Annotated in this window: 40 protein-coding genes; 33 read left to right on the forward strand and 7 right to left on the reverse strand. The window is 41.9% G+C overall.

Annotated elements, in window-relative coordinates; genetic code table 11:
- From ESA94_RS21635 to ESA94_RS20370, 11 genes are all read left to right on the forward strand, one after another.
- Positions 1 to 182, forward strand: a 182-nt coding sequence (locus tag ESA94_RS21635; protein WP_205756031.1) for a hypothetical protein, incomplete at its 5' end; no start/stop codon positions are given.
- Positions 183 to 207: 25 nt separating this feature from the next.
- Complete coding sequence (locus ESA94_RS20325; RefSeq protein WP_129132797.1) at positions 208 to 504, forward strand: hypothetical protein; 297 nt, start codon at positions 208 to 210, stop codon at positions 502 to 504.
- On the forward strand, positions 501 to 926 hold the full coding sequence (locus ESA94_RS20330) for a hypothetical protein (protein ID WP_129132798.1): 426 nt from the start codon (positions 501 to 503) through the stop codon (positions 924 to 926). The genes ESA94_RS20325 and ESA94_RS20330 overlap by 4 nt, the downstream gene beginning before the upstream one ends.
- A gap of 12 nt (positions 927 to 938) precedes the next feature.
- The gene (locus tag ESA94_RS20335; RefSeq protein ID WP_129132799.1) at positions 939 to 1,199 is read left to right on the forward strand and encodes a hypothetical protein; all 261 of its coding nucleotides are present in this window, start codon (positions 939 to 941) and stop codon (positions 1,197 to 1,199) included.
- Between the two features lie 192 nt (positions 1,200 to 1,391).
- A complete protein-coding gene (locus ESA94_RS20340) occupies positions 1,392 to 1,682 on the forward strand; it encodes a hypothetical protein (RefSeq protein WP_129132800.1) in 291 nt (96 codons plus the stop codon).
- On the forward strand, positions 1,657 to 2,382 hold the full coding sequence (locus tag ESA94_RS20345; protein ID WP_129132801.1) for a hypothetical protein: 726 nt from the start codon (positions 1,657 to 1,659) through the stop codon (positions 2,380 to 2,382). The genes ESA94_RS20340 and ESA94_RS20345 overlap by 26 nt, the downstream gene beginning before the upstream one ends.
- Positions 2,383 to 2,418: 36 nt before the next feature.
- Positions 2,419 to 2,640 (forward strand): hypothetical protein, encoded by a 222-nt coding sequence (locus tag ESA94_RS20350; RefSeq protein WP_129132802.1) that lies wholly within the window; start codon positions 2,419 to 2,421, stop codon positions 2,638 to 2,640.
- A complete protein-coding gene (locus ESA94_RS20355) occupies positions 2,633 to 3,070 on the forward strand; it encodes a hypothetical protein (protein WP_129132803.1) in 438 nt (145 codons plus the stop codon). The genes ESA94_RS20350 and ESA94_RS20355 overlap by 8 nt, the downstream gene beginning before the upstream one ends.
- Positions 3,071 to 3,182: 112 nt before the next feature.
- Positions 3,183 to 3,512, forward strand: coding sequence for a hypothetical protein (locus ESA94_RS20360; protein ID WP_129132804.1), 330 nt, complete (start codon positions 3,183 to 3,185; stop codon positions 3,510 to 3,512).
- 73 nt (positions 3,513 to 3,585) lie between these two features.
- Positions 3,586 to 3,909: a hypothetical protein gene (locus ESA94_RS20365; protein ID WP_129132805.1), complete on the forward strand. Its 324-nt coding sequence runs from the start codon at positions 3,586 to 3,588 to the stop codon at positions 3,907 to 3,909.
- A 9-nt stretch (positions 3,910 to 3,918) separates the two neighbouring features.
- Positions 3,919 to 4,167 (forward strand): hypothetical protein, encoded by a 249-nt coding sequence (locus ESA94_RS20370; RefSeq protein ID WP_129132806.1) that lies wholly within the window; start codon positions 3,919 to 3,921, stop codon positions 4,165 to 4,167.
- On the opposite strand, the gene ESA94_RS20375 is transcribed toward ESA94_RS20370, so the two are convergent.
- The 7 genes from ESA94_RS20375 to ESA94_RS20405 all read right to left on the reverse strand — a co-directional run bounded on the left by ESA94_RS20375 (position 4,164) and on the right by ESA94_RS20405 (position 10,553).
- On the reverse strand, positions 4,164 to 4,694 hold the full coding sequence (locus ESA94_RS20375; protein WP_129132807.1) for a hypothetical protein: 531 nt from the start codon (positions 4,692 to 4,694) through the stop codon (positions 4,164 to 4,166). The genes ESA94_RS20370 and ESA94_RS20375 overlap by 4 nt on opposite strands.
- Positions 4,694 to 5,254, reverse strand: coding sequence for a hypothetical protein (locus ESA94_RS20380; RefSeq protein ID WP_129132808.1), 561 nt, complete (start codon positions 5,252 to 5,254; stop codon positions 4,694 to 4,696). The genes ESA94_RS20375 and ESA94_RS20380 overlap by 1 nt, the downstream gene beginning before the upstream one ends.
- A 67-nt stretch (positions 5,255 to 5,321) precedes the next feature.
- The gene (locus ESA94_RS20385) at positions 5,322 to 6,608 is read right to left on the reverse strand and encodes a minor capsid protein (RefSeq protein ID WP_129132809.1); all 1,287 of its coding nucleotides are present in this window, start codon (positions 6,606 to 6,608) and stop codon (positions 5,322 to 5,324) included.
- 23 nt (positions 6,609 to 6,631) lie between these two features.
- Positions 6,632 to 7,978, reverse strand: a complete 1,347-nt coding sequence (locus tag ESA94_RS20390; protein WP_129132810.1) for a phage portal protein family protein — start codon at positions 7,976 to 7,978, stop codon at positions 6,632 to 6,634.
- Positions 7,979 to 8,087: 109 nt separating this feature from the next.
- The gene (locus ESA94_RS20395) at positions 8,088 to 8,525 is read right to left on the reverse strand and encodes a phage protein Gp36 family protein (protein ID WP_129132811.1); all 438 of its coding nucleotides are present in this window, start codon (positions 8,523 to 8,525) and stop codon (positions 8,088 to 8,090) included.
- Between the two features lies 1 nt (position 8,526).
- Positions 8,527 to 10,101 carry a hypothetical protein gene (locus ESA94_RS20400; RefSeq protein ID WP_129132812.1) on the reverse strand — a complete coding sequence of 525 codons (1,575 nt, stop codon included), beginning with the start codon at positions 10,099 to 10,101 and terminating at the stop codon, positions 8,527 to 8,529.
- Positions 10,098 to 10,553 carry a hypothetical protein gene (locus ESA94_RS20405; RefSeq protein ID WP_129132813.1) on the reverse strand — a complete coding sequence of 152 codons (456 nt, stop codon included), beginning with the start codon at positions 10,551 to 10,553 and terminating at the stop codon, positions 10,098 to 10,100. The genes ESA94_RS20400 and ESA94_RS20405 overlap by 4 nt, the downstream gene beginning before the upstream one ends.
- A gap of 157 nt (positions 10,554 to 10,710) precedes the next feature.
- Here ESA94_RS20405 and ESA94_RS20410 point away from each other — a divergent pair, with 157 nt between their 5' ends.
- The 22 genes from ESA94_RS20410 (at position 10,711) to ESA94_RS20515 (ending at position 26,664) form a co-directional block, all read left to right on the forward strand.
- Positions 10,711 to 11,889, forward strand: coding sequence for a head maturation protease, ClpP-related (locus tag ESA94_RS20410; RefSeq protein WP_129132814.1), 1,179 nt, complete (start codon positions 10,711 to 10,713; stop codon positions 11,887 to 11,889).
- Positions 11,890 to 11,953: 64 nt separating this feature from the next.
- Entirely contained in the window at positions 11,954 to 13,024 is a 1,071-nt protein-coding gene (locus ESA94_RS20415; protein WP_129132815.1) for a hypothetical protein, read from the forward strand.
- An 88-nt stretch (positions 13,025 to 13,112) separates the two neighbouring features.
- On the forward strand, positions 13,113 to 13,499 hold the full coding sequence (locus ESA94_RS20420) for a hypothetical protein (RefSeq protein ID WP_129132816.1): 387 nt from the start codon (positions 13,113 to 13,115) through the stop codon (positions 13,497 to 13,499).
- A gap of 34 nt (positions 13,500 to 13,533) precedes the next feature.
- A complete protein-coding gene (locus ESA94_RS20425; RefSeq protein ID WP_129132817.1) occupies positions 13,534 to 14,004 on the forward strand; it encodes a CHAP domain-containing protein in 471 nt (156 codons plus the stop codon).
- Positions 14,005 to 14,012: 8 nt separating this feature from the next.
- Positions 14,013 to 14,738 (forward strand): hypothetical protein, encoded by a 726-nt coding sequence (locus tag ESA94_RS20430; RefSeq protein WP_129132818.1) that lies wholly within the window; start codon positions 14,013 to 14,015, stop codon positions 14,736 to 14,738.
- Positions 14,739 to 14,834: 96 nt separating this feature from the next.
- Positions 14,835 to 15,971, forward strand: coding sequence for a DUF2586 family protein (locus tag ESA94_RS20435; protein WP_129132819.1), 1,137 nt, complete (start codon positions 14,835 to 14,837; stop codon positions 15,969 to 15,971).
- A 30-nt stretch (positions 15,972 to 16,001) separates the two neighbouring features.
- A complete protein-coding gene (locus ESA94_RS20440; RefSeq protein ID WP_129132820.1) occupies positions 16,002 to 16,445 on the forward strand; it encodes a hypothetical protein in 444 nt (147 codons plus the stop codon).
- A gap of 20 nt (positions 16,446 to 16,465) precedes the next feature.
- The gene (locus ESA94_RS20445) at positions 16,466 to 16,894 is read left to right on the forward strand and encodes a hypothetical protein (protein ID WP_129132821.1); all 429 of its coding nucleotides are present in this window, start codon (positions 16,466 to 16,468) and stop codon (positions 16,892 to 16,894) included.
- A gap of 159 nt (positions 16,895 to 17,053) precedes the next feature.
- Positions 17,054 to 18,751, forward strand: coding sequence for a tape measure protein (locus ESA94_RS20450; protein ID WP_129132822.1), 1,698 nt, complete (start codon positions 17,054 to 17,056; stop codon positions 18,749 to 18,751).
- A complete protein-coding gene (locus ESA94_RS20455) occupies positions 18,751 to 19,368 on the forward strand; it encodes a DUF6046 domain-containing protein (RefSeq protein ID WP_129132823.1) in 618 nt (205 codons plus the stop codon). Before ESA94_RS20450 ends, ESA94_RS20455 begins: the two co-directional genes overlap by 1 nt.
- Positions 19,369 to 19,376: 8 nt before the next feature.
- A complete protein-coding gene (locus tag ESA94_RS20460) occupies positions 19,377 to 20,348 on the forward strand; it encodes a hypothetical protein (protein WP_129132824.1) in 972 nt (323 codons plus the stop codon).
- Entirely contained in the window at positions 20,345 to 20,815 is a 471-nt protein-coding gene (locus ESA94_RS20465) for a hypothetical protein (RefSeq protein WP_129132825.1), read from the forward strand. The genes ESA94_RS20460 and ESA94_RS20465 overlap by 4 nt, the downstream gene beginning before the upstream one ends.
- Positions 20,805 to 21,029, forward strand: coding sequence for a hypothetical protein (locus tag ESA94_RS20470; protein WP_129132826.1), 225 nt, complete (start codon positions 20,805 to 20,807; stop codon positions 21,027 to 21,029). The genes ESA94_RS20465 and ESA94_RS20470 overlap by 11 nt, the downstream gene beginning before the upstream one ends.
- Positions 21,029 to 21,316: a hypothetical protein gene (locus tag ESA94_RS20475; RefSeq protein ID WP_129132827.1), complete on the forward strand. Its 288-nt coding sequence runs from the start codon at positions 21,029 to 21,031 to the stop codon at positions 21,314 to 21,316. Before ESA94_RS20470 ends, ESA94_RS20475 begins: the two co-directional genes overlap by 1 nt.
- Positions 21,313 to 21,810: a LysM peptidoglycan-binding domain-containing protein gene (locus ESA94_RS20480; RefSeq protein WP_129132828.1), complete on the forward strand. Its 498-nt coding sequence runs from the start codon at positions 21,313 to 21,315 to the stop codon at positions 21,808 to 21,810. The genes ESA94_RS20475 and ESA94_RS20480 overlap by 4 nt, the downstream gene beginning before the upstream one ends.
- Before the next feature lie 2 nt (positions 21,811 to 21,812).
- Positions 21,813 to 22,670 (forward strand): nucleotidyltransferase, encoded by an 858-nt coding sequence (locus tag ESA94_RS20485; protein ID WP_129132829.1) that lies wholly within the window; start codon positions 21,813 to 21,815, stop codon positions 22,668 to 22,670.
- Entirely contained in the window at positions 22,670 to 23,161 is a 492-nt protein-coding gene (locus ESA94_RS20490) for a hypothetical protein (RefSeq protein ID WP_129132830.1), read from the forward strand. Before ESA94_RS20485 ends, ESA94_RS20490 begins: the two co-directional genes overlap by 1 nt.
- Positions 23,158 to 24,261 (forward strand): hypothetical protein, encoded by a 1,104-nt coding sequence (locus ESA94_RS20495; RefSeq protein ID WP_129132831.1) that lies wholly within the window; start codon positions 23,158 to 23,160, stop codon positions 24,259 to 24,261. Before ESA94_RS20490 ends, ESA94_RS20495 begins: the two co-directional genes overlap by 4 nt.
- Positions 24,261 to 24,686, forward strand: coding sequence for a hypothetical protein (locus tag ESA94_RS20500; protein WP_129132832.1), 426 nt, complete (start codon positions 24,261 to 24,263; stop codon positions 24,684 to 24,686). The genes ESA94_RS20495 and ESA94_RS20500 overlap by 1 nt, the downstream gene beginning before the upstream one ends.
- Positions 24,686 to 26,068 (forward strand): hypothetical protein, encoded by a 1,383-nt coding sequence (locus ESA94_RS20505; protein WP_129132833.1) that lies wholly within the window; start codon positions 24,686 to 24,688, stop codon positions 26,066 to 26,068. The genes ESA94_RS20500 and ESA94_RS20505 overlap by 1 nt, the downstream gene beginning before the upstream one ends.
- 4 nt (positions 26,069 to 26,072) lie before the next feature.
- Entirely contained in the window at positions 26,073 to 26,456 is a 384-nt protein-coding gene (locus ESA94_RS20510; RefSeq protein ID WP_129132834.1) for a hypothetical protein, read from the forward strand.
- 22 nt (positions 26,457 to 26,478) lie between these two features.
- Positions 26,479 to 26,664 (forward strand): hypothetical protein, encoded by a 186-nt coding sequence (locus ESA94_RS20515; RefSeq protein WP_129132835.1) that lies wholly within the window; start codon positions 26,479 to 26,481, stop codon positions 26,662 to 26,664.
- The last annotated feature ends 1 nt before the right edge of the window (position 26,665 follow it).

The raw sequence follows: 26,665 nt of genomic DNA on the forward strand, positions 1-26,665 counted from the left end.
AAAAACAACTAATCTTTTTATCAACTTCAGGGGGTCAGTTTGAAATGGCCGCAGGGGGTCACATTGGTCTGGCGAATGGGGGTCACATTAAGCCGGTAGCAGGGGGTCAATTTGAGTGGATTTTCCATTTTACACCATTGTACAGCCCAACGGCAGCAAAGGCAAAGCAGGCAATTTGTTAGAAGTAATTTTTGTAAGACACGCACAATGACAAAAGTTCAAATACACATACACATAACCGAGCATGCGTATGATCGGGCAAAAGAACGCCTCGGCTGGGATCGTAAGGCAACCAACCGCACCGTAATGAAAGCATACGTTGCAGGCTTGCAGCATAAACGCCTTGCACCAAAACTCAAACGGTATGTTGATGGGTTATTTATGCAAAAAGAACTCTGCAACAACATTCGCATCTACGGGCAAGTAGTGTTTTTGTTTACCGATAACCGGCTTATTACGCTCTACCAATTACCAAACGAACTAAAACCACTCTTAAAAAAATGAACCTCTATTACATATCCTCACCGGCCTTTACCGGCAATGCCGAAGTGCTGTACGATGCAGAAGGTAAACTCATCCGCATCGATCTCAGCAATACCAACATGAACCTTAACCAGGTGCAGAAGTTTAAGGAGCGTGTAAGTGCGTTTGAACAATCGCTCAGCGAAAGCTTTAGCGGCACACAGGTAACCATTGTACAAGGCACTTACGAAGTACCGTTCGATACCTTTTGGAGCAAGTACGGCAAGAAGATTAACAAAGTGCGTTGCCTGCCAATGTGGGAAAAAATGAACGCTGCCGATAAGGTTGCCGCTGTACAGGGTATTGATCCGTACAATACATTTTTAGCTACACAGCCGGGCCGTAAAAAACTCGATCCTGAAAACTACCTGAAGCTGAGAGCTTGGGAGAATCAATGGCAATAAAAAATATACAGCATGAAACTATATACAACAGTAAAGCTGCCTTCAGGTATTCTGGTTACAATTTACGAACCAAACGGCCCTGTATTCTTTATGGTAATGACAGAGTCGAAAGGTGACCTTGGTTTGTTTATGAAATCGCTGATCAAAAATATTGTTCGCTTCGAAGGGCAACAATATTCCTATGAACAAATCGAACAGCTTTCTTTTTCTGACTTGAATTATCTGGTTCAAGTGATTAATCCACTTATAGAAGCAAGCATGGACGATAAATAATTATTCATCAAAAAATACAAACATGAAACGGTGCGGCTTGGCGGTCGGGCGGTATTTGAAAAACCGCAGATGAACAACCGATGCAGCCGATAGTAGCACAATGACGAGGATATGCACTTGTCCCCCGACTGCTGCCAAACCGTTTGTTGTAGGCAGTACGGGTATAAAAAGTAAACTTTTAAAATTATAAATATGAATAGCAGAACAGAATTTGAAATTACAGGCTACATAGAGCTTATCTATGATGAAAACTCAACTGAGTTTAAAGAAGCGTTGGAAGGGTATAAAAAATGTATTGACAAAACAGGCACTAAGGAAGATATGCTAAAGCATACTGCATTTTACGTTACCCGTTTCGGAACAGATGGAATGGTTGAAGGTGTTGGCTATGTCGGCTATAATGGTCGTAAACCAACAGAAGAACCGTATTCAGGAATAATGGTCAGTGAAGATTACGATGAGTTTGAATTTAATGAAAGGTAGTATTGCCTACAACGGATTAGGGCTTTGTGCTGTTTGGGATTTCAAGGCACAAAAGTTCAGTTTAGCACAAATGTTTAATAGAAATCCCAATGTTCAATTTAGTACATCAGCCCAAATAGAACAAAACCCCTGTTATGGGCAGTTGCGGTTTAATAACGAGAAAGTAAAAATGGATATACAAACTACATTTTGGGAGAAGCCCGTTTTAGAAGCAGACATAGTTTATACACCGAACTATGTTAGTGAACACATTGTGCGTTGGCTAAACCCAAAAGGGAAATGCTTAGACCCTTGCAAAGGCGATGGAGCTTTTTTTAATTATTTGCCTGAAGGAAAAGACTATTGTGAAATACGAGAAGGCAAAGACTTTTTTTTATATGAAGGCAAAGTAGATTGGGTAATTGGAAACCCACCCTACAGCATATTTGAGGACTTCTTAAAAAAAGGCTTTGAGATTGCTGACAATGTAAGCTACTTAGTGCCTACAAACAAAATATTTCAAAGGCAAATAATTATGGAAATGATTAACAAATACGGAGGGATAAAAAGCATAATCATTTACGGAAGCGGTCAATTAATAGATTTCCCTTTTGGGTTTTCGGTTGGCAACTTCCATTTTGAAAGAGGATATAAGGGCGAAACCAAAGTGTTAATGGGGATGAAGTCCATTTTTAGCACGTCAGGTAGCAATTGCCCATAACACAGTATTATGCGTCATTCAATAAATTGAACAATCATGTTAGTCAATAAGATATGCGAACATTTGAGCCTTCGAATTGAAAATGGCGAGCTGTCAAATACCGACATGGTGCAAATTATTGAACACATCGGTGCTTACCTCAATATTGCGACTGTTCCCAACTATGCGAAACAGAATAATATGAGTTATAACGGAGTGAAAAAGTACAGGCATGTAAAGAAAATATTCAATGTAAAATTTGTAATTGATAATGAGTAACATCACCCGCAACCAGCTTGCAGCCTTTTATGCACTGCTTACCGAGCATGGTTTAAGAGACGATAAAGAAGACATTGTGCGCAACATAACCAACAACCGCACATGCAGTGCCAGCCAGTTAACATTTAAAGAAGCACAGGATTGGATAAAAGCGATGAATGAACAGAAGAAACCGAAGGAAGATCCACGGCAGCGGATGGTGAAGCACATTATAGCAATGGCCACCGAAATTGGCTTTGTAAAATGGGTGCAAAAAGTAGGTGCCGATGGTAAACTTAAAATGGTGCGAGATTATACCGACCTGCATGCATGGATACTTAAATACGGCTACCTGCATAAAAAGCTAAACGACTATACCTACGAAGAGCTGCCAACCCTTGTAACCGCTTTTAAAAATGTATATCTTTCAAAACTTAATGCGCAGAAATAACTACCATAAAGAAAACGCAATGATGGGCTTGGTAATAGTCATTATCATTCTAATTTTCTACGGCCTAAAGTACCTGTACACCCTTTTTTTAAATAAATAATAAAAATCAAAAATGAAAAAGATCACCATGTTATTCCTGTTGCCAATTTTAATGGCTTGTGGCAATCAAAAGAAAGACTTTACCAAAGTAACTGAAGGAATGACAACAGATGAAGTTGTTAAAGTAGTTGGAGAACCTGAGCAAAAGCAAAATATTGTCTTCGGCGATATTTGGATGTATGAAACACATGTTGTTTCATTTGTTGCTGGAAAAGTTATGGCTGTAAGAGATAAAGCTGAATTTCAGAAAGATGCTGTTGAGGCTTTTGAAGGACTAAAAGAAAGCAATGACCAGATGAAAGAAGGCAAACGTAAATGGGATAGTATTCAAAATGGACAATAAGAAACTCCCGCCCCGGCACATCGCCGGGGCTTTTTCATGTCAAATATTTTGGCTTTTTTATTAATTTGCAGTCATGCGGGGTTCACAATCTCTTTTTGCTGACATCGTTTTTAACGATACCCTTCCTCCAAAAGAGAGGAAAGGCCGTAACAATACGTTGCAGGTAAAACGTAACGAATGCCTTATTGATCGGTACTTCTTCTACGCCAAACTAATTGGCTACAATTACCCCAAAGTGCTTGAAATGCTCGAAAGTGAATTTTTTCTTTGCATCAGCACCATTCCGCAGATCATGGAAAAGCCCGACAATCAACTGTACCTGCGCCGCCTTAAAATGGAACAACCTACCAAGCAACATTTTGAAAAAAAATGGCCGCATATTAAGTGGGCTGCTTAATTTTAACCAATGAGTAATCCAGGAACAAGAGAGTGGCATGCAGCAATAATAAGCTTTAAGCATAAAGGGGAAACTGTTGTGCATGAGCCAAAACCATTTACTATGGAAGACTTAGTAACTGCAAAAAAGCGTTTTGAAAAACAAGCAATTCCCCAAAAGTCATTTCCTACAATTTATTCCGCAGCTCGTTTATACCCTTCTTGTCTTCAAAATATTCGAAGGGCAATGCGTGTAATGTATCGATTAAAGAATCGTTAATCGATATCAATCTCCGCATCCAGCTCCATCGGTACTTGCAGTTTGTAACTTTCTTTCATTGCACTATCATCGTCGTACCTTGTTGCAAACAGCAGCACCCGCACACGAAAGCTGTCTTCTTCACGCCGCTCTTTTACTTTGCGTATTCTTGTTAACGGGCTGCAAAGTCCATCAGCATCCCAGCCTTGTAATGCTTTGTACACTTTCTGCTCCAGCTCCCAATAGTAATTGCCTTTGGCACGTACCGCTGCCGGTTGCAGGTTACTCGTATTGCTGAAGGGGTTAAAGCCAATACGGATCATTACAACAGTGTTTGCTTCCTGCACCAATTGCAGCTGATCGGTAAAGTTGGTGTCATCAATATCAATCAATGCACAGGGCCATGCAACCGGCGGACTTATTTCATAGTTCTCCAGTTGCCCTAAATCCCAATTGAGGTATTGCAGCTCCGGTACCTGTTCTTTCAGGTAAGCAACCAGGCGTTCAAAAAACGTTGCTTCAAAACTTAAAAATTCCTGCTCTGCCATTATTGAAAAATTTTGTTGAGTGATCGTGTTATTTCTCTTTGCAATGCATTTGCCAGCACAGGGCTGTCCTGCATGCTCTCCGGCATAAACTTGCGTTTAGGTATGTTCATTTTCCGGGTATGCTCTTTTACTGTGCTAATGCCCTTTACAACGCTCACCGTCTTCATCCGTTCTTTTCTTGTTTTAACACTAAACCTGCCGGTGCCTTGTTTTTCTTTGCCCATAATGCGCCGCTGGTGTTGTTTTACCTTTACGGTGCCACTGAAACCACGGTTATGCACGGCCATATACAGTACATCGTTATACACCCTCGTTTGCGCCACACCTGTAGTAAAACTGGTGCCACGCCGCCCACGGCCCGTTTTAACCAATACGGTGCCCTTCCTTGCGTTCTTTTTCCAGCGTTGGAATGTTCTGCCTTGCCAGCCTTGCGCCCGGAAATTGCCGTTTACGAAGCGTACAGATATAACACCGGCCCGTTGCGGAAAAACAGCATTTACATAATGCTTCAGTTCCGTTTGTTTTTTCTTCAGCTCTGTTTGAAATTGTTCCGGTGTCATGTATCTTTGTGCGGTAACCGGAGGTTCATATAGGCAGGCTAATCACCTGTGGCTGTAGTTCCTCCGGTTATCTGTTTATATACAGTAATTCGCCACGCCTGAACTCTGTGGCTCGTTCTTCAGTAAGCTCGTACATGGTTTGTGCAGTCATTACACCTTCCTTGTCTTCAACCATCACAAGAATCGGCGCATCGTTGTAATACTTGATGTAATGCCTTGCAATTTTGTTTCCGCTACGTCTTACACTCCACAGCTCATCGGGCTTGGTAATGATCTCTGTTAAATTGGCTGCATACATCCATCGTTCTTCATTACTGTTTTTGAGAATGTGTTCTTTGAAGTAAGAAGTAATTGCTTTGTTGTTGCCCGGTGTTTCAGGACTATCAAAGAGAATATGCACACCTGTTTTATCTTTCAACACAAAGTTGTCGCTGCGTTCAATGTTCACCTGGTCTTTCCACCATGCACGGTATTCCTGTTCGCTTGCCATTTCTATACGTGCGGGAAAACTGTTTTGATTGTATTGATGCTTTACACTTGGTAAACCGTAATTCTTGGTTGCAGTAAGCTCTTTTGGTGCTGCGTTGAAATAGGGATGATCATTACTTACCACCACTTTATCAATACCTGCATGTTGTTTGAATAATGGGTTCCTAACAGCATCTTTTACCATACGACCGGCAGTAGCATCATCGGTAATCTTTGCATCAATGCCCGGTATTAAATGGCAACGGCAGGCCCAATCGAGCGGAGGCCATATTTGTTTTACATACGGTGCATCAATACGAAATGTTAATCCATCAAGCTCCGCATGTGCCGGACGTACACGATCATCGCCTACAGTAGTAAACTCTAATACATCAATACCGTTCTTTACAAAGTCATCATACTGTTTACCCATTTGCGCAGCAGCAGTAAATGTTTCATACTCTGTTTTCAACCATGTTTGGTTGAACTGGATACCGGCATCGAGGCATTTGTTGCGGAAGTCGGTAAAGTCTGCAGCATCGGCCATTAAGCTTCGCATGTGCAGCATTTCAGTATAACTTTTAGCCGCACTGAATGCGCTTAAGTTTTGCTGATAATATGCTTTAAGTGTGTTACGTCCATCGGTAATATCAAATGCTTTACCACCTAAACCTTCGTCAATGGTTTTTAGAATGTCCTTACTGGTTTGCTCAAACAATTCTTTGGGTATAGTGCCGGTCTTTACTTTACGTTCCCACAGATCAGCCGCCAGTTGATCGAGTATAGCATCGTAAGGCCCACCATTATCTGCTAAGGAAGGAAGCGATATATGACCGCCACAGTTAGGGCATACGCTGCCGTAACTGGCTGTAAGCTGTTTGTACACACGCCCCGAAAGATCATCGGGGCTTACTCGAAAAAACCAAACCGTTGTAAAAATGCACGTGCTGCACCCTTCACACGTTTTACAATCGGCTCATCATCTTCCAGCTCTTCAAATTCTTCAAACGCCTGGTTGTTTACTTTTGGCTTTGGTTTGCGTGTAGGTGTAGGTGCAGGAGCTGGCTGTTGTTGCGCTGCTTTTTCTTCATCCATTTTTTTGCGCATAGCATCGTAGTTGGCAGGCTTTGGAATGTTGAATGTTGTGTACCAGTCATCATCTGCCACAGGCACTTTCGCACTTACCACACTCCATATTTCGCTTTTTGTTTTGAGTTCATCAAGATCAATATCCATTTCAAAAACAAAACTACCACCATCACCCGGAGCAACTGGATAACCATAGGATTGCAAAATAACTTTGAATGCATCGCTGCTTAGAATGTTAGCCATTTCAGCAATGTCATCTTTATGGATTTCTTTTTGCTGTTTGCCATGCTCCTTACTCTTTGCATTGCTGCCACCGTTATCGTTACTGGTTGTTTCTGTGTTACCAAGAACAACAATACTCATTTCGTTGTTACAGGTGTTAAACATTACCTTATGTACCTCGCCATTTCCATTGGTTACATTATCACCAATAATCTCTATTTGCGCCTGCGATGGTATGGTGATGCTGAGTGATGCTCCAGCCTCTTTTAATGCACGTTTAAGTTCTTTTTTTGTTTCAACATCAGCGGCATCGTATTTACCAACACGAATAGGTTGTCCATACAATTCAATGTACTGTGCAAGATCGCTAAGGCTCCCGCTTTTTAAAATAGCATAGGGGCAGCAGCGCAACAAGAATCCAAAACGTTTTATATCCTCCAGTACCATTACATTCCAAACACCCTCATACGAAGTGCCCGTCCATCCATTCTGTTCTGTTGCAATGATTTTGGCTTCCGGTTTAATATGCTTTCGTGGAATAACCTGGTAATCGAACCCTGTGCCAATAGTAAATTCAAAGCCTACAAGGCCGTGTGATTTCTTTTCAAAAAGTAGTTCAATAAATTCTCTGAACTTGATACTTTTAATCAGATCATCCAATTCCTTAACACTATTCCCATTTACCTTGTAATGAAGCTTTTTGTTTTTTACACTTTTAACACGCTTATCCATGATGCCAGTTAAGTGACCATCAAGTATGATGCGCTCATACAAATCATAAAGGTTTGTACGATTTGGATAACTGATTTGCTCAGCCCTTTGCAAGGAATTCCACCATTTACTGATGTCGGCCCTGCTGCGGTCAATTGTTTGCAGAATAAGTTCTGTCATTGTAACAACAACCTTCTGTTGTTCGGGTGCTGTAACTCGTTTTACTTTAGCCATTAGTTCAAGTGTATTAAAAAGGGTTGTGCAAGTAGTGTTGAAAAAAAGTACTGGCAGGCTCCAAATTGCAGCCTGTTAAAAATCTCCTGCTGGTATTCTTTATCTGTCATCAGTAGTAGTTATTGCGTTTTGGATTACTGTCCCACTGTATGTTACTGCTCTCATCGTAACCATCCTCATCATCTTCATCAACCGGCATTGGCAGCTTCGGATCGCTTTTGCCACTCTGCACCATTGTAAGCCACTTAATAGCATCCTCATAACGGGTACGTGCAACTTCCATTTTTATATTTGGGTTGGCAAGGCATACCAGTTGCCATACAGCAATGTCTTTTACTTTGTTTTTGAGGTTCTCATCTCTGTGGGTTGGTTCAATTTCATCTGTACCAAAAATGGCCAACAGATCAAACCGGCTGAGATAGCTTTTTGCTTCAGCAATTGCAGCGGCAATGCAGCTGGCAATAATTGCAGCATCTTCACGCACAATCTCTTCTTTGTTCTCGCTGTAAATGTGGGTGTCGAGATCACCCGATAATAAGTAGGGCATATTACCAGTGTTTTGAACTTTTTTCTATAAACACAGCTTCAACATCTGCGCCGTGATTCATAAAGATTAATTTTTGATCGATGATGTATTTACCACCCTCGCAACAGTCGGGGCCGTCGAGATTCTTAGAGGTTGGTTTAGCATTCAGAAATTGTTTTTCCAAGCGCTTCATATGCGGATCATCCTTCTCATCTATATTTAGTATAAATCTGCCTTGCCTTACTACTGGCTCCAGTGCGGCTTCAATACGTACCCATTTGTCGGGCTTCTCTCTTGTATCCGGTGTTATGGGTACAAGTAGTTTGTTTAGCTCTTTTGCCTTGCTTGCAAACAACGGCAAGAAAACCTGCTCGTAAAATGGGTCTTGCAGTTTGTTATTCTCAATTACAAAAAATGCTGTTGTTTGTATGCCCACATAATCTTTTGCCAAATAGAACCACTCAATAAAATTGGCGTTTGAAGTATTATCTAACCATGCTTTGTACACGTAGTAAGTGTTGTTTAATGCGCCAATAAGCGTTAGCGATTTAGCAGAGTTTTTCGCACCGCTTTTTACTGTTGGTTTATCCTTGTTGCTCGTGGCAGGATCGGCATATGCTACAACGAACTGAAGCTTTTTAAGCGGAGGACATTTTCCCCATTTCATTTCTTTAAATGTTTTACCCTGGCTCATCGGGTTGTTGAAATACTCTTGCTGTCCGCTTTCCCAGCTGATCGAATTAAGTATATCATCAATGTCCTGTTCGCTGTTCTTTTCGGGCCATGTAGATTTACCAAAGTCATCCCGGATGTTTACAACTTCTTTTACTGTTGCTTTTTCCTGCGCCCTCAATGCAAGGCAATCCTCGGCAATGATGTTGTTGTCAAAGTATATCCAGTAATCAGCACTAATGTCAATAGTAGGGATAACAGCTCGTTCTATCCACTTCCAGCGAGCTTCAAGCCTTTCTTCATTTCGGCATACTTCATCATCATCCGCATCGTCAAACCCAACGTGTGTTACACGCAATTCATCAAGCCTTGCACCACGTGGGTTTTGTTCAACACCAACGGCACGAAATACACATTTACTCTTTGTTACAAATTCATCTTCCTTCCATTTGCCACTCCTCTTTTGAGGCCCGTAATCATTAATAATACGCTGGTTGGTTTCGAGGTTGCCACGGTATGGAGCAAGCAAACGAATTGCATTGTCTTCCGTTTTACTTATCAGCAGTTTGTTGACACGTATTTTGAGAACAAACATTTGATAAAATATCTCGAACATGCGGCGTGTACTCTTACTCAATCCTCTTGCCCATGCACGTGCATGATAAATACGTTTTGCATTTAAAAAAGCCTTAGTACTTTTTTTATGAAATAATGCCGGTTTGCAGAAACAGTATTGAGGAAAGTAATAGGCAAACCACTCTTCTTCATTGCCGGGTTTTTCAAGCCATTTAATACGCTTTTGTTTTTCCTCTTCCGTTTCGTTTATATCAACAGGCGTACTGTCACGGATGGATTGAAGAAATTCTTCCCAATCTTCCAATGCCTGCCGGTCTGTTTTATTAGCAAGTACAAGTTTGATGCTCATTTCTTTAATTCAGCGTGAATAAAATCGTTCCACAATTCGGTGAAATCATTCACCTGGTTCATATCGCCTTTGTATTGCAGAAACTTTATGAAGCGCATACCAGCACCAACAATATCCGCTATGGACATTTCAGTTTCAAGGTTGCGTATAGAGGCAGTTAATTTGATGCGCACATCGCCCAGCTTCGTATCGGCATATCGTTTGCCTTTAGGTTTATCCTTGATAGATTCGTTGATCTCTTCCAACTCTTCATAAAAATCGCTGAGTATTTGTTCTTTACCAACCAGTAAGCGGTTGCGCAAATTTTTCCAGCCAAATTCATTCACCCATTTACTCATGGTTGTTTCGCTTATACCTACACGTTTTGCAACAATCTTTTGATCGAGCTTTTGTGTAGTAAATAAGATTTTAGCAAGGAACTGCTTGTCTGCTATTGTTTGTGCTGCACTCATACAGCACAAATATCCCCCACAGCTACGCTGTATGCCCAATTGAAAATATATGATAATACTGCCGCTGTATAGTGTTTATACAATTTCGGTGTAATGCTCAAACCCGCATTTGGCACGGGTTTCAGCCGTTTGCATTTTTACACTCACAACAGCGCAAATGCAAAAATTCTTTGTTACAAATAAGTTGAATGATAACACAGCAGAAATACTGGTGTATGGTTATATCGGTATGGATGATGTTACAGCATCTGACTTTGTAAAAGAATTAAGATCACTCGAAAAACAATACACTAATGTAAACATCCGCATCAACTCCGGTGGCGGCAGCATCTTCGAAGGCTTCACTATGTACAATGCAGTTAAGAGTAGCAAGGCATGGATTGAAACTTATGTTGATGGTGTGGCTGCAAGTATGGGAACAGTGCTGGCTTTAAGTGGCCGCAAAGTTCACATGAGCAAGGTTGCACGCTTTATGACACACCGTGCAAGTGGTTTTGCAATTGGTAATGCAGATGAAATGCGGCAGAATGCTGAACTACTCGAAGGTTTGGAAAACAGTATTTGTGCAGTGTATGCCAGTAAGACCGGCAAATCGGTTGAAGACTGCAAAAAGAAATACCTCGGTAATGCAGACAAATGGTTTTCTGCTGAGGAAGCTCTTGCAGAAAAGCTGATCGATAGTGTTTACGACAGTGATCCTGTTGAAGTGCCTAAGAACGCTTCTACTGAAAAAGAAATGTGGAACGCATACAACAACCGCTTTGCTGCGGTACTCAATCCTCAAAACGAAAATCAGAATATGAAACAACTCTTTCTTTCTCCTGCTGCTATGACAGCACTCGGACTTGCTGATAATGCTGAATCAACAGCAGTTGATACAAAGATTGCCGACCTGGTTGCGAAAGCTGCGAAGGTTGATGATTTGCAAAACAAGCTTACTACTGCTGAAAATGCAAAGACTGCTGCCGAAACTGCAAAAGCCGATGCAGAAACAAAACTCGCAAACCTGCAAAAGCAAACCACTGAAAAAGAAGTAGAGGATTTGCTGAATAAAGCAAAGGATGATAAGAAGGTTACTGTTGATGGTGCCAATAAACTGAAAGAGCAGTTTAAAGATAACCCTGCCGGTTTAAAAGCTGTACTGGATGTAATGCTGCCACAGCAAAGCATAGTAAAAAACCTGAAGAACGAAGGCGGTAAAGAATTGGCTGAGCTCTCTTGGAGTGAGCTGGACAAACAAGGCAAACTGGATGCGTTGAAAGCTGCCGATAAAAATGCCTACTACGACAAGTTTAAAGAGGAGTTTGGCAAACCGCATAACGAAGACAAACGATAAGCTAACCACCACCAACATACAGGAAAAACAACACACAAACTCTCTCACAAAAAGAACACATACAATGAAAACAGTTCGTTTACTCACCTCTATTCTCTTAGCCGCTATCTTCTCTATGGCAATCGAAGTAGCATCTGAAGGCTTCATTCCCGCAGCATTGCCATTCGCTATTTTGATGATTGCCTCTTTAGTACCTATGCCACAGGGCGTTTTGCGTATGGCCTTACAGGTAGAGATTTGGCAAAAGGATGTGGTTGATAACCTTTATAAGGATAACCAGTTTGCACAGTGGAGCGTAAATGCCGACCAGTATGTGTTAATGGGTAAAGTGGTGCATATTCCTGTTGCAGGAAGCCCCGGCACTATTAAGAAAAACCTTACAGTGTTTCCTCAAACTGCTGCAAAGCGTGCAGATACTGAGATCACTTACAACATCGATACGCTGTACTTATTGCCTCGCCACGTAGAGGATATTGAGAAGTACGAAAACAGCTACAATAAACGCCAAAGCATGGTGGGCGAAGATCAGGCCAAGCTTATTCAGGATGGTATGACAAATCTGTTGTACCGCTGGGCACCGGCTGTTGCCAATACCATCTTAACAGAGGGCGATGATGCACCTGCTGCCATCAGCGGTGGTGCAGGTAACCGTAAGAAGTTTACCAAAAAAGCTTTCAAGGATATTAAGAAGAAATGGGATCGTGCAGATATTCCTGTACAAGGTCGTGTGTGTTTGCTCACAGCAGATCACTACAACGACTTCCTCGAAAGTCTTAGCGATGCTGAGCGTACCGATGTGGGCCGTGTAGCAAACCTTGAAACCGGTATTGTTGGTAAATACCTCGGCATTACCATTATGATGCGTAGTACCGTACTCCGCTACCGTGGTGCAGATAATGCAGTTGCTGTAGTAGATGAGTTGGCAGAAGATTTTGCAGCTGATGGAGAAGATCGTGCAGCATCTCTGTTTTGGCAGAAAGACTGCGTTGAGCGTGCATTAGGCTCTGTTAAAATGTTCGACAACCCTAACCAGGCAGAATACTTTGGTGATGTGTATTCAATGAGCCTGCGCTTTGGTGGTCGCCAACGCCGTGCAAGTGGTGTGTATGCTGTAGTGGAAGCACTCGGCGCATAAGTTCTAAACCTTTTGTTTACCGGATAATTATCAAAAGCCCGGTGTGATGAGCCGGGCTTTCTTTCCTAATCAAATTCTTAAACACAATATGAAAAAGTTTCTTTCTGTAATTGCTGTAGCATTTGCTACGCTTACTGTATCAGCACAAAGTTCAAAGCTTGTAACCAAAACAATTACAACTGCCGATACGGTAACGTTCAGCAACGTACCGAGTAAGCTTGTAGCCTTTCAGTACACATTCACCGAAACAAGTGGTACCACTGCCGGTAAGGTAATTTTTGAAGGTACCGTAAACGGTACATGGGTGGGTGTTGATTCGCTTACACTTACTGATGTTACAACTGCACAAACAAAAGTGTTTCCCATTTTATCAAGTAACGGTACAACCTATCTCAGTTATCGTTTCCGAAATACCAATACATCCAGCGCAACAGGTACTATACGTGCAGCCTGGTTGCGAAGAACAGATGAGTAAGCCTCCATAGTAAGATCACTAAAAAGCAATAAAGATGTTATTAGCACAAGCCTCATTACGCTACGCCATTTCTCAACTGGGAGTTAAAGAAGAGCCAATTGGCAGCAACGGCGGGCCGCAGGTTACACAATACCTGAAGTCTGTTGGTTTGGGTGCCGGTCACCCTTGGTGCATGGCTTTTGTTTACTGGAATGTGAATAAGGCTTGTGCTGATCTTAACCTCAAAAATCCATTGTTGCGGACAGGACATGTACTGCATCAATACAACAACACCAGCTGCAAACGCATACCTGCACGCAGCAGTGCTGTTAAACCGGGCGACATCTTCATTATGAAAATTGGCAGCAAAGGTGCAGGCCATACCGGTTTTATTGAAGAAGTGAAGAATGGTTATTTCATCACCATTGAAGGCAATACAAACGATGAAGGAAGCCGTGAAGGTTACGAAGTATGCCGCAGGCAACGCAGCATCAGCAGCATTCATGCAATTATTCAACTACCATAACAAGCAATATGCTGGAACAAAAACTTTCTGAGTTCTTTGAAACTCATCCCAAAGCCAACGAAGTACATGAAGCTCTCGGACGTTTGTTTACCCATAAAGAGGTAGCGCAAAAGTTTCTTGCCGGTGTAAACGGTAAAGCCGTTACCACCTACACACGTAATGGTGTAAAGCATGAAACAAAGAGCGAAGAAATTTATCACGCAATGCTGAACCAGCAAAACGTGATCAACGAAAAACAGCTCGCCTATGAAAATGCGCCTGGTGTAGAAAAGCAACAGGCTATGAGCGAATGGAAGGCTGCACAGGATACACTTAAACAGCTGGAGCATGACTTTAACAAGCAGCGCATTGAAGAGAAAAAAGATGCAGCAAAGCAAGGCCATAAAAAAGAGGTTGCCCCGCCAAAAACTGAAAAGCCTGGTAATACTGATCCTGAGGCATTAGCAAAGAAAATTGCGGCTAAGGAAAAAGAAATTGCCAGTGCAGAAGCGAAACGTGAAAAGGCGAAAGGTGCAGAAAAAACAAAGCTCACCAACCGCTTAAAAACACTGAATGCTGAGCTGGAAGCATTGAAAGTGCAATTACCTGCCGAGCCTGCAAAGGAAGAAGCTACAGCACCTGTAATGATTGACCATGTAGTAACTGAAGAAGATCTCATAAGCAATCCCGATTTGGGTGCAGCTGTTGGGGAGGTGATTCAAATACCTGCACCAATCGATCACAACCCACAATAACCACCCCCTCAGATAAGCAAGCAACCGGGGAGGCCGATGCCGTACACAACGGCGGCTTAAGCCTCCCCAATTTCAAAAGAACAAAAAAACAGTAAGATGTCTTTTCCTAAAGTAACGATCCTTTTTTCTGATGGCAATTTGTTAAAAGACATTGCTGCCATAGATGGTATTGCCGGTATTGTTGGCACTGTGCAAACAGTTGGCCTTATTGGCATACATAACGTGGTTTACAGTTTGAAGGATGCAGAAGACAAAGGATATACAGCACTTGCTGAGCCGGATTTCCACCGCCACCTGCGTGAGTTTTATGCAGAGCTGGCAGGTAACCAGGAGCTGCACATTATGGGCGTAGAAGATACGATGAGCATGACGCAGATGCTGGATAAGGACAATGAGGATGGTGCAAAAAAATTACTGGCTGCTGCAAAGGGCCGTGTGCGTTTGCTGGGTGTATTTCGCAAGCCCGATGCCGGTTACGATGCCGGTGAAGATTTTTATGATGCAGATGTTGAAACTGCATTAACCAAAACAATCACGTTTGTACAGGATCAGCATACAAAATACTCTTACCTCCGTTGCTTTGTTGAAGGCCGTGTGGCTAATGAGGAAAGTGTAAATATTCTTGAACCTAAAACCATTGAAAGCGATTATGCAGGATTGGTTGTAGGTGGAAGTAATGACGATGGAAGTGCAAGCATTGGCACAGCTCTCGGTCGCATGGTTAAGTATGGCGCACATATTAAACCGGGTAAGGTTGCCAACGGGCCATTACAATTGAGCGAAGTGTACATCGGTACAAAGAAGATCAGTGAAATGCTGAACCTCGAAACGCTTCATGGTACCGGTATCATCAGCTTTATGAACCACCCAACTAAAGCAGGTTTTTACATTGGTGTTGATCGTATGGCTAACACCGGCGATTTCCGCATCAGTGTACATGGCCGCATCATTGATAAAGCTGCTGTAATTGTATTAGGCACTTATGTGGATGAGCTGGAAAGTGAAGTTGATATTGTTGATGGCAAGATCAGCGAACTGGATATTGCTGCACTTGAAGGAAAACTTGAAGCACAGGTACGTGCAGGCATGGGCGATCAGATTAGCGATGTGAAGATATACATCAGCCCTGCGCAGGACATTGTAAATACTGGTAAACTGGTGGTACGAGTACGCATTGTACCAAAAGGATATACAACATTTATTGAAGTGGATTTAGGGCTTGCAGCTGCATAAACCTCTTTCCATTAAACAACATACTACACTATGAGCTTTAGTACAAAAGAATGCGCCTGGGCGCAAGTATCAATGAAATTGCTTGGAGCAAACATTATCGGCTTGCGCAGTTTTGAGTTCAAAGAGAATCTTGAAAAGGAGTTGATTTATGCAGCCGGTAAAAAAGCCATTGATATTACAATGGGTAATGAAAGTGCCAGCGGTACGCTTACTCTTTTGAAATTTGAATTTGATAAGATTACCGATGCAGCACAGGCAGCAGGTTATAAGAACATTCTTCATGTTCCTCACCCGGCCATTCTGCTTACAGTAGCTTTTAAGCTCAACCCACAAACACCCATCCGCATTATTGAAGCACCGATGGGTATTGCCATCACCGATCAAACACTTGCAATGGCGCAAAATGCCAAAATGATGGAAGTGCCATTGCCGTGGATAGCACAAGAACTCACTTTACGTGCAGGTACATTATAACGTAAACTAAAACCGCAAATATGTTTCAAACCAATACCAACAAATCAACCATTAAAGAAATCAGGGAAAGAGAACGTAAGGAAAAAGAAGACCTGATTAAAAGTAAGTGTGAAGAGCTGGCAATACAAAAGCTTGGTTCAAAAGAAGCCCTGGTTCAACTAAGTAATAAGTACAAAGGATTATGGTACTTGCCCATATTGGATGAGAATGAAGAAGAAATTATTAAGCTTCTGATTTTAAAACCAATTGACAGGCACATCCTTTCGTATGCCAGTACAAAAATTGAAGATGAAGGTTTGTACATCTTCCTTGAAGCGGCCATGAATGAGTGTGTTATAAAAGAACACAGCGACATGGATGTAATTACGGAAGACGAATACTTCATACCGGCTGCAAACAAGTTCAATAAAATACTGGAAGGTAAAAAAGCCTTCATGGTAAAGAGATAAAAGAAACAGCAGATAAAGCCGATGTAAACAGCATCGGCTTTTTGCAAGCTCTGTTGCAGCATTACAGACCAGGTCTTGATGTTTCTTCCCTGACGGACGAGGAATTTATAAAAGAGGTGGCTTACCTGCTTGTTATAAGAAAAATGGAACAGGCAGATAATGTTACCAAAACACTCAATAAAATTTTTAGCGGTGAATAACAGTGTACTCGAATTTTTTGTAAAGATGAAAGACCTTGCAAGCTCCGGCTTGAGCAAGGTGGCATCTAATGCAAAGAAGATGGCTGATACTGTTACAGGCGCAAATACGGCTGCTGCAAAAACCAACGATAAACTTGCACTTAGTTACGATGGCGTAAGAAGGAAGATAAAAGAAGTTGAGGCTCCTATTGCTTCAAGTACATCCCGATCACATATACGGCAATTACGGACAGAGCTTGATGGCCTTAACAGAGCAGCCCGGATGCATGGTGGTAATCTTGACTTTAACAGTGAAGTTTCCAGTGGATCAGGTATAGGAGGATGGATTAAAAAACTCGGTCTTGCTACAGTTGCTATTGGCTTATTTACAACAGCTTTCTCCTTTGCTAATAACAGTATTAACAAAGCAATGGAGTACGGCAGTACTGTTAAAAGCTTTGAAGTCTTAACTGGTGATGCAGGCCGTGGCCAAAGGCTTGCCGGTGATCTCAACAAACTCCAACAGGATACTATACTCGGGCCTTCTGTTTTTCAGAACGCACAAACGATGATGGGCTTTGGTATCGATCAGCGTGAAGTGATCGGTAACCTTAAGATGCTGGGCGATGTGAGTATGGGTAATACCGAAAAGCTGAATGCCCTTACACTGGCTTACAGCCAGGTGCGTGCTGCAGGCCGTTTAACCGGGCAGGATTTGCTTCAATTCATTAACGCAGGGTTTAACCCCTTAAATGAGATCAGCAAAAAAACAGGGCTTTCTATTGGTGTGTTGAAAAAGAAAATGGAGGAAGGTGCTATTAGTGCCGACATGATTACCGCTGCATTTAAAAGTGCAACCGGGCAAGGTGGTTTGTACCACGATATGCTGAACAAGATGGCCGAAACGCCAGCCGGTAAGCTGGCACAGCTGCAAGGCAGATGGGAAAGTTTTCAAACCCGCTTAGGGGAAACGTTAATGCCGCTTGCAACAATGGCTATGGATTTTGCAGAGCCTTTGTTACAGCTGGCTGAGTTTACGCTGCCGGTTATTAACACGTTAGTAAAAGGTACAATGGCACCAATGAAATATTTGGCAGATCAATCGGGTGAATGGGCTAAGAACTCCCGACTTGTTCATGATGCTATGACGGCGATTAAAGTAACCTTCACTGTTTTTGATCTGCTATACAATGGTGTTGTAAACTCCTTTACTGTTTTAAGCAAGTTTGTTTTAGAGCCTATAATGAACACGTTTGAAAGTATCTATCGTGTTGCCAAAAAACTGTTAGGCTTCAAGGACGAATTACCGAACACATTTGATGCTGCCGGTGGCCCATCTGAATACGTTAAGCCACGTGATTTTAATGCGATGGTGAATCCGTTTTTGAGTGCGATGGCAGCAAAAAACAATGTTGCCAAAACAACAGCAACAGATATTGGAAAGGACAATCCGTTTAAAGCTCTTGGTGGTGGTGATAAGAAGGATAAGAAAGATGGCAGCGTTGCAAGTGGAATTACCGGAGGTGGCCCACGTACTATAAACATAAACGGAGTAACGTTTATGCAAAAGCTTGCAGATAAAGTAGACATCAACAATCAAGGCGACTGGAATACGATTGAACAGAAGTTTCAGGAAATGTTCCTGCGCATATTAAACAGCGGGGCAAGCGTGCAGTAATGAATTATCTGGTTGTAGATATAGCAGAGTTGTATAAACAACGCTTTGGTAAAAAGCCGGTGGTACCTGAAGTAGTGTATGGTGCCGAAACCAACGCATACCAGGTTACTCCCCAGCTTATACAGGCCGAACAGGAGTTTACCCAGCGTGGATCTCTTGTAAAAGAGCGGTACCGTGGTGTGGAGATTATGTTACCACTCCGCTTTTACGATGGAAGCGAATTGCTGATGTATATGCCTTATGCAGTCATAAGCATGAACAACAGCAAGACCATTGTTGAAACTTCTTTGCCGGAGCGTGTAGGAACCGTAAAAGAACAGTGGAGCATTGGCGATTACGAGATCAACATAAAAGGATTTCTCATTAGTGAAAACAGGTTGTTTCCTGAAGAAGAAATAAGCCAGTTGCGTGAGTTGTATGAAGCGCAAAAAGCTGTGACACTGGATAATGCTCTTTCAAATATTTTTTTAAGTAATAAAAATTTGGAACCAAGTGAGCAAAGACGTGTGGTGATATACCGGTTGAACATTGATGAAGTGCAGGGAGGCCGTGAGCATGTTCGCCCGTTTACCATGCAACTGAAAAGCGATACTGTTTTTACACTGGAGTTGAAGTAATGTTTTTAATGACTGCCGATATTATTGTTGGGCCTTATAAGCCGTTTAAGCCTCATTCCTTTTCATGGAAAAGGAGTATTGACAGTTATACTGACAGTGCTGTTATAAAGATACCTGCGGTTGCAGTGGTTCGTAGAGTTGGCGATCAGTATAAACAAGTACAAACCGGGCTGCAGTTTGCCGAAGGCATGAAGGTGGAAGCATACTGCGGTTACGATGGTAATAATCCATTGCGGTTTAAAGGCTTTATCCGCAGGGTAAATTTTAGTGTGCCGTTAGAGATTGAGTGCGAGGGTTACAGTTACCAGCTGCGTAAGAAAGAGGGTTACACCAAAAGCTATGCATCTACAACCGTAAAGCAGCTTTTGCGTGATCTCTGTGCGGGAACTGACATTGTGCTGAGCGACAGCATACCGGATATTCCTTTAAAGAACATTTACTTCAAAAATGTAAAAGGAACGGATGTGCTTGATTATTTAAAAAGCAAATGCCTCCTTACTATCTACTTCAATTATGAAGTGCTGTATTGCGGATTAAAAATGACTGAGGCGCAGACAACTGTTAAGCATCGATTGAACTGGAATGTACTGAAGGATGATCAGCTGAAGTTTGAACAGAACAGGGAGCTGGCAAAAGTTACCATCCAGTTAGAGAAACGTGGAAAGGATGGCACAAAAACAAAATCAAAAAACGGCCCGAAAGATGGCATGTTGAAAATATTGAAGGTGCGGCATATTGACAGTGAGGCATTGATGCAGCAGATAGCAGAAGAGGAACGAAAGAAACTGTTGTTTAAAGGATATGAAGGTGTGATTACAACATTTCTGTTTCCTGTGGTTGAACCAGGTATGGCTTCTCAAATTGATGATGTTCGTTACCCGGAGAGAGCAAGTACTTATTTCTGCGAAAAAGTAGAGGGCGACTTTAACAGCAGCGGTGGCCGACAAAAAATTTCGATTGGCGCATACTTAGGATCATGACAAAAGAGGAACAAATAAGATCGGAATTAGCAAAGCTGGCAAAGAAGTATGGCCCTGATGCTACCATTATTGCTAAGGTGGTGAGTGTAAATGAGGATGAATTTACCTGTGTTGTGGATGAGGATGGTATAGAGATAAATGATGTTCGATTGCGCCCGGTGATTAACACTAATGAAAGCGTAACCATTATTCCAAAGGTTAACAGTTACGTAGCCATCACAAGGCTTGAAGATGATGAAGAATGGATGGTGATAGCAGTTGATGAAATTGAAAAGTACCGTATTGTAAATGGCACAATGTTGTTTGAAATGCACAACGGGAAGTTTTTGATTGAAAGTGGTGCGCAGAACCTGGGCAAGTGCCTCGATGATCTGATAATTGAAATACAGGCTATTTACGCACCAAAGAACAGCGCAGGTATAACAGCAATACAAACACGACTTAAAACATTGTTAAGTGGCTCTTAGTAACGCACGATTAAAAGGCAATTTGAAAACCCTGTTTGAAAACATGGAAGCCAACGGCGATACCAGAGATGAGCAATTGGATTGGTTTTGCGGTGAACTGGCAAAGGTGCTGATTGATGAGATAAAAGAGTTGCGGATACAGTACAGTGCAGGGTTGGTAGCTCCAAGTGGCGGGGGTGCAGTAACAGGAACGATAACACATACAGTAAACTAATGAAGGATTTTTTATTAGATGAGGATGGTGATTTACGTATTGAACAAGGCGATCTCGTTATCGGCTTCAGCAATCAGCAACATCAAAGCGATCTGTTGTTGATTGATAAAGGTGGCAGTAAAGAATTTCCTGAATTGGGTGTTGGATTGTTTATGCATTTAGAAAATGAAGACCGCAGTGGCTTGTTGCGTGAAATAAAAGTGCAGTTCAATGCTGATGGAATGAATGTGAAATATGTGGCTTTTAACGAACAGGGAAAGCTGGTGTTTGATGCACCTTACAAATGACAACGAAAGTATTATACGGCGAAACATTGGCTGATATAGCTGCAAGACTTGGTAATGCGGCTGCGGCGTATGACATAGCTCTTTTAAACAATATTGGAATAACGGATGACTTGGTTGCAGGAACTATACTGATAGTGCCGGATGCAATAAAGAAAAATACGGCTGCATTTAACAGCGGTGTGGCAAAGCCGCTTACGAATGAGGTAAAGGTGTTGAAAAACCAAACAGTAAGCGATTTAGCAGTGCAGTATTTAGGTGATGCTGAACGTGTGGTGGAGCTGGCGGCACTCAACAACATTTCAACAACAGAAATGCTGATACCCGGCCAAATGATAAAGATGCCGGTTGCAGATATACAAAAGCAGCGAATAGTAACTGTGTTCAACAATCCGGCAACAGCACCTGCCAGTTACTATCAAGAAACAAATGACCAAGGTGAAGTGCTGGAAGGAATTGGTTACTGGATTATACAGGATGATTTTAAAGTTTCTTAATAATGGCAAGAACAATTGCAGAAATACATAACGAGATCATTGCGGCAGTACAAGCTGATGCCACTTTAGGGGCTGAACTTACCAGTACAAGCCGTGTGAGTAAGTGGCGCACATGGAGCTACATTGTTTCTTTTGCTATTTGGGTTCATGAAAAGCTCTTTGATCTGTTCAAGCAGGAAGTATCTGAAACCATTGCTACGCTTAAACCACATACTGCAAAATGGTATGCAAGCAAAGCATTGGCTTACCAGCATGGTTTTCCGTTAAAAGAGGATAGTGATCAATTTGATAACACAGGTTATACTGATACGCAAATTGAAGAAAGCAGGGTTGTTGCCTATGCCGCTGTTGTTGAACAAACAGACCAATATGGCCGTGTGTTCTTACGAATAAAACTTGCAAGGATAAACGGTGGTGATCTTGCTCCGCTCACTGCTCCACAGCTTGCAGGTGTGCAGGAATATTTTGCACGCATTAAGGATGCCGGTGTTAAACTGGTAATTGAAAGTATAGCTGCTGATAGCATTAAAATGAACTGGCGTATTTATTACGATCCGTTAATCCTTGACAGCACAGGTAGCCGCACCGATGGCACTGCCGCTGATGTTGTAAAGAATGCCATCAAAGATTACCTGAAGAACTTGCCATTTAACGGTGTTTATGTTTTGCAATATCACATTGATGCATTGCAACAGGTAGAAGGGATCACTATTCCAATCATTGATTTGGCGCAAACAAAATACGGCTTGCTCCCATTCACCAATGTAAATGTAAAGACAACACCTGACAGCGGTTATCTGCGCTTTGCTGATGATGCGGACTTAAATATTACTTACATCGCTCAAACACCAATTGTATAGTGGCTTACTATCAGGCATATAACGTTGATTTTAAGAAGCTGGGTTTGCAGACCATGTATGAGCATTGGCGCAAGGCAAAGCATAATGGTTGGATAAAGGCAGTATTGCAGCCGTTGGTTACTCTGTACTCATTGTTTGTTATTTATCGTAATACACAACGATACAAATTGCAGATCACTCCGCAGGTGTGCTTCTTAGAAAAGGCGTTGAACGATAAATATGATGTGGAGCTGAGGCGTATTTACATTGATGAGCCGCCGGAAAAACAAGCAATTCCATTATACCGTAAAACGGAAGCAAAAAAGCAGGTGCTGTACAGGAAAAGTGAAGCAACGGAGCTGGTATTATACCGTAAAAATGAGACCTCAGTTTTTAGTGTTGATTTTCTGATTGTAATACCTGTAAGTATTGCAATTGATATGCCGGAGCTGAGGGCTTATGTTGACAGCTATAAACTTGTAACAAAAACTTACACCGTTCAATTTATATGAAACGTATTGACTTTACCAAATTAGGTGGCTTGCATACCTACCAGGATACTTTGGAATTTATGCAGGACAGTTACCGCAACTCACTTGCTTCACTGGCTGCATTACTTGGTGACAAGTTTGTGGTGAGCGGTTGTATTGATAATGGAGTGAACGTAACTGACGGATGGATATGTGTGAGTGGTGAATTGATACCATTTACAGGCGGTGCATTAGCAGCAACAGTTGTTGTTAGCGAAGCGGTGGGACAAGAGGGTTTTGAAGATGCCTCGTTAAAAGATGTTTACTATACTAAAACAGCCACGCTGGGTATTGGTGGTTTTCCATACGCAGATTTAAAGCGGCTTCCATTTGGCTTAACAAGCCTTAAGGACTTTACTGCGCAGGTAAAAAACATTTTCGATAGCATTCTTCAGTTTGAAGCTGAAGTAATACTTAGCGGTTGTGAAGTAACTGATGTTGATGTGGTGCCCGGAGAGTTAGCTATAGGTGCAGGTCTTGTATTGTTCAATGGTTCGCTACTGGTTTCTGAAACTTATAACGGTGTATACCCTGCATACTTGAAAGATGATGGTGCATGGGTTACTGCTGAGCCAGTCGCAGGGTTATTTATCAAGTTTGATCCATACACCTCTCAACGATATGTTAATGTTCTTGACCGGGCAATGACACCGGCAGGCCGCATTGTAATGATGGAAACCTTAAACGACAGGTTTGTTGCAGAAGTTGGTCGTTGGGAAATGAAAGGGTATGAATTGGTATCAGCATTACAAAATAGGGTTCCCGTTGGTTTATGGTACGATGGCATTCCTGTTGCTAACGTGAGCGATGCTTTAAACAGTATTGAAGGAAGCCAATATGGCGAAAGAACAAATACTCTTTTACAGCAACAGTTGCCTGATGTAAAATTAAAAATTGAAAAGGCTGGCGGCGGATATTATGTAAATGATACTGCTGGCGGTGGTGCAAATGTGAGTTTAAAAGGTGATAATGATAACTCCTTAGCCAGTGGATATATGGAAACAGAAAGCCTTGGCGATGGCGACCCACATAATAACATGCAACCATCAACCGTGGTGGTGTATGCTAAAAGAGTAGCGTAATGGCAATCAGAAGTGTATCAATATTAAAAAGCTGGTTTGTAACAGGTGTAAAACCGTTACAAAGTCAATTTTGGGATTGGCTTGATTCATTTCGTCATAGAGATGAGAAGATTGCGTTTTCTGATCTTACTCCTTCGTTACAAAATGACATAAACAGCGTCAGCGGCTTTCCTATAACACTCAATCCAGGAGCGGCCAGCTGGACGGCACCGGTTGATATGGTGATTGAATTTATACGTGTGTACGATCCTGCAACCATCACATTTAAAATGGGCACAACCGTTGGCGGTGGCGAAGTGTGGAACGGTGAAGAAATTACAGCTGCTAACCGGTTACTGCTGCAGTTGATTGATGTAACTGCAGGCACCACTTATTATTTCACAGGCATAACAGCTTCAACAGTCATTAAAATTTTCAAGCGATAATGAAACGGATATTTGTTTTACTGCTTTTTTCTGCAGCTGCCTTTACAGCAGAAGCACAAACAATTAAAGCAACAACGGTTACTGCAGATTACCTGTTTGCAAATGAACGGTTTTACCTGCCTGAAAGAGATACAACCTGGACACCCAGCCGAAACGGTGCAATAACACAACGGCCAGCTAATGGTATTATTTACCAGTATTTTAATGTACTTACAGGCCCTAAATGGACACCCGTTATTGGTGGCGGTGGTGCTGGTGCAGTAAGCAGCGTTTTTGGCCGTATGGGTGCGGTAACAGCTTTAGAAGCTGATTATAGTGCGTTTTATCCTGTTTTAAGCGGCACTTACAACAACCCATCGTGGATAAACCAGCTGGCATGGAGTAAGATAATCGGTGCGCCATCCACATTAGGTGGTTATGGAATTACCGATGCTGTACCCAGTTCCCGAACTATAACAATCAACGGTGTTGAATTTGATATGAGCGCAAATAGAAGTTGGACAGTTAGCGGTGGCGAAGTAAACACAGCCTCTAACCTTAGCGGCACAGGCGTTGGTATTTTTAAAGACAAAAGTGGTGTTGATTTGCGTTTCAAACGATTTAAAGCAGGTGGTACAATTACCATTACAGATAACGGAGATAGCATAACGATTGCCAACCCTGCAACGCTATCTGCTGGCCCTGCACCTATGCCCCGTGCAGGTGTTGAAATTATTGATGAATTTATGGGAGGTATCAATACAGGCATATCAAACAATTCATATTACCCACGTTCTATTTTTCAAGCATCTTATAATGGTACTGGGGCATATTCGGCTAATGTATCTGGATTTTCAGAAAGTGATATTGGAATTGTAAGGCTTACAACAGGAACTACAACATTTGGCGGTTCTGTATATTACACAAACTATTCAGATGTTTTACTCGGCACAGACACAGTTATGTATGAATACCGTTATCGTGTTGAAGACTTAAGCGATGGAACAAATACATTTTACTGTATTGCAGGCCCTTCCGGCTCTTCGGTATCTGGTATCAATTACAACGACCAGATAAAATTTTACTACACTCCATCAGGCGCATATACAGGTAGTGCAGCATCGGGGAATTGGCAATGCGCCACTGCAAACGGAGGTTCACGTACATGGACGACTACAAGCGTAACGGTAGCTGCTGATACATGGTATCGTTTAACGATTAAAGCCACATCTAACAGAGCAATATTTTACATAGATGGAGTTGAAGTAGCGAACCACACAACTAATATTCCTACAGGGTGGCTTGGGCAAGATAACCGTATAACAAAAACAGCAGGAACAACAGAGCGTTTTTTGTATTGGGATTATTTCTGGTTTAGAAAAATTTTCGCAACTCAAAAATAATGGTATGATAAAGTACGCAGTGATAAATAAAAACAGTCGTGTTGAGTTTACAAATCAGCAGGAAGCAATTTCTTATCAAAAAAGTAACGGTGGAACGATTGAACAGTTCGAGGAAGCAGAACAGCCACCTGTTGTAATTATTCCTGAAAAAGTACCGTTGTGGTGTTTGCGAACAGTATTGCGTTCGTTGGGGTTGCTTCAAACGGTTAAAGATACCATTGCGGCCATGCCTGAAAGTAATTTGAAGATAGCAGCAGAAGAAGGTTTGGAATACAGCAACACTGTTTTACGGAATAGCCCAACAACGCTGTTTATTCAATCTGTTTTGCAGTTAACAGATGCACAGGTGGACGAAATATTTATCAATGCAGATAAAGTTGAAGCATAGTGACAGATAAAAAATATACGCAATGGAAATACGAATGATACACAAGGCAATTACCTATGCGCTGGATTTTATAAGCGGCACTACTTTCATCGGTGCAATTTTTACCGGCCATACAGCATTAGCCATATTGGGTGGGCTGGCATCAGTAGCGGCGTTGATCAACCACATCGATCAGATTTATAAACGAAACAAAAAAGGAGAAAATTAAT

The sequence above is a fragment of the Lacibacter luteus genome (genome assembly GCF_004118265.1).
In the GTDB taxonomy this organism is placed as follows: Bacteria; Bacteroidota; Bacteroidia; order Chitinophagales; family Chitinophagaceae; genus Lacibacter; species Lacibacter luteus.

Coding starts and splice junctions, on each gene's coding strand:
- ESA94_RS20360 (WP_129132804.1), top strand. CDS start 3,183: ATGAAAAAGATCACCATGTTATTCCTGTTGCCAATTTTAATGGCTTGT.
- ESA94_RS20350 (WP_129132802.1), top strand. CDS start 2,419: ATGTTAGTCAATAAGATATGCGAACATTTGAGCCTTCGAATTGAAAAT.
- ESA94_RS20485 (WP_129132829.1), top strand. CDS start 21,813: ATGGCAAGAACAATTGCAGAAATACATAACGAGATCATTGCGGCAGTA.
- ESA94_RS20455 (WP_129132823.1), top strand. CDS start 18,751: ATGAATTATCTGGTTGTAGATATAGCAGAGTTGTATAAACAACGCTTT.
- ESA94_RS20410 (WP_129132814.1), top strand. CDS start 10,711: ATGCAAAAATTCTTTGTTACAAATAAGTTGAATGATAACACAGCAGAA.
- ESA94_RS20505 (WP_129132833.1), top strand. CDS start 24,686: ATGAAACGGATATTTGTTTTACTGCTTTTTTCTGCAGCTGCCTTTACA.
- ESA94_RS20500 (WP_129132832.1), top strand. CDS start 24,261: ATGGCAATCAGAAGTGTATCAATATTAAAAAGCTGGTTTGTAACAGGT.
- ESA94_RS20365 (WP_129132805.1), top strand. CDS start 3,586: ATGCGGGGTTCACAATCTCTTTTTGCTGACATCGTTTTTAACGATACC.
- ESA94_RS20325 (WP_129132797.1), top strand. CDS start 208: ATGACAAAAGTTCAAATACACATACACATAACCGAGCATGCGTATGAT.
- ESA94_RS20440 (WP_129132820.1), top strand. CDS start 16,002: ATGAGCTTTAGTACAAAAGAATGCGCCTGGGCGCAAGTATCAATGAAA.
- ESA94_RS20400 (WP_129132812.1), bottom strand. CDS start 10,101: ATGAGCATCAAACTTGTACTTGCTAATAAAACAGACCGGCAGGCATTG.
- ESA94_RS20340 (WP_129132800.1), top strand. CDS start 1,392: ATGAATAGCAGAACAGAATTTGAAATTACAGGCTACATAGAGCTTATC.
- ESA94_RS20420 (WP_129132816.1), top strand. CDS start 13,113: ATGAAAAAGTTTCTTTCTGTAATTGCTGTAGCATTTGCTACGCTTACT.
- ESA94_RS20370 (WP_129132806.1), top strand. CDS start 3,919: ATGAGTAATCCAGGAACAAGAGAGTGGCATGCAGCAATAATAAGCTTT.
- ESA94_RS20460 (WP_129132824.1), top strand. CDS start 19,377: ATGACTGCCGATATTATTGTTGGGCCTTATAAGCCGTTTAAGCCTCAT.
- ESA94_RS20390 (WP_129132810.1), bottom strand. CDS start 7,978: ATGGCTAAAGTAAAACGAGTTACAGCACCCGAACAACAGAAGGTTGTT.
- ESA94_RS20435 (WP_129132819.1), top strand. CDS start 14,835: ATGTCTTTTCCTAAAGTAACGATCCTTTTTTCTGATGGCAATTTGTTA.
- ESA94_RS20515 (WP_129132835.1), top strand. CDS start 26,479: ATGGAAATACGAATGATACACAAGGCAATTACCTATGCGCTGGATTTT.
- ESA94_RS20345 (WP_129132801.1), top strand. CDS start 1,657: ATGAGTTTGAATTTAATGAAAGGTAGTATTGCCTACAACGGATTAGGG.
- ESA94_RS20425 (WP_129132817.1), top strand. CDS start 13,534: ATGTTATTAGCACAAGCCTCATTACGCTACGCCATTTCTCAACTGGGA.
- ESA94_RS20475 (WP_129132827.1), top strand. CDS start 21,029: ATGAAGGATTTTTTATTAGATGAGGATGGTGATTTACGTATTGAACAA.
- ESA94_RS20335 (WP_129132799.1), top strand. CDS start 939: ATGAAACTATATACAACAGTAAAGCTGCCTTCAGGTATTCTGGTTACA.
- ESA94_RS20355 (WP_129132803.1), top strand. CDS start 2,633: ATGAGTAACATCACCCGCAACCAGCTTGCAGCCTTTTATGCACTGCTT.
- ESA94_RS20415 (WP_129132815.1), top strand. CDS start 11,954: ATGAAAACAGTTCGTTTACTCACCTCTATTCTCTTAGCCGCTATCTTC.
- ESA94_RS20465 (WP_129132825.1), top strand. CDS start 20,345: ATGACAAAAGAGGAACAAATAAGATCGGAATTAGCAAAGCTGGCAAAG.
- ESA94_RS20375 (WP_129132807.1), bottom strand. CDS start 4,694: ATGGCAGAGCAGGAATTTTTAAGTTTTGAAGCAACGTTTTTTGAACGC.
- ESA94_RS20450 (WP_129132822.1), top strand. CDS start 17,054: ATGTTACCAAAACACTCAATAAAATTTTTAGCGGTGAATAACAGTGTA.
- ESA94_RS20330 (WP_129132798.1), top strand. CDS start 501: ATGAACCTCTATTACATATCCTCACCGGCCTTTACCGGCAATGCCGAA.
- ESA94_RS20510 (WP_129132834.1), top strand. CDS start 26,073: ATGATAAAGTACGCAGTGATAAATAAAAACAGTCGTGTTGAGTTTACA.
- ESA94_RS20445 (WP_129132821.1), top strand. CDS start 16,466: ATGTTTCAAACCAATACCAACAAATCAACCATTAAAGAAATCAGGGAA.
- ESA94_RS20480 (WP_129132828.1), top strand. CDS start 21,313: ATGACAACGAAAGTATTATACGGCGAAACATTGGCTGATATAGCTGCA.
- ESA94_RS20430 (WP_129132818.1), top strand. CDS start 14,013: ATGCTGGAACAAAAACTTTCTGAGTTCTTTGAAACTCATCCCAAAGCC.
- ESA94_RS20405 (WP_129132813.1), bottom strand. CDS start 10,553: ATGAGTGCAGCACAAACAATAGCAGACAAGCAGTTCCTTGCTAAAATC.
- ESA94_RS20380 (WP_129132808.1), bottom strand. CDS start 5,254: ATGACACCGGAACAATTTCAAACAGAGCTGAAGAAAAAACAAACGGAA.
- ESA94_RS20395 (WP_129132811.1), bottom strand. CDS start 8,525: ATGCCCTACTTATTATCGGGTGATCTCGACACCCACATTTACAGCGAG.
- ESA94_RS20495 (WP_129132831.1), top strand. CDS start 23,158: ATGAAACGTATTGACTTTACCAAATTAGGTGGCTTGCATACCTACCAG.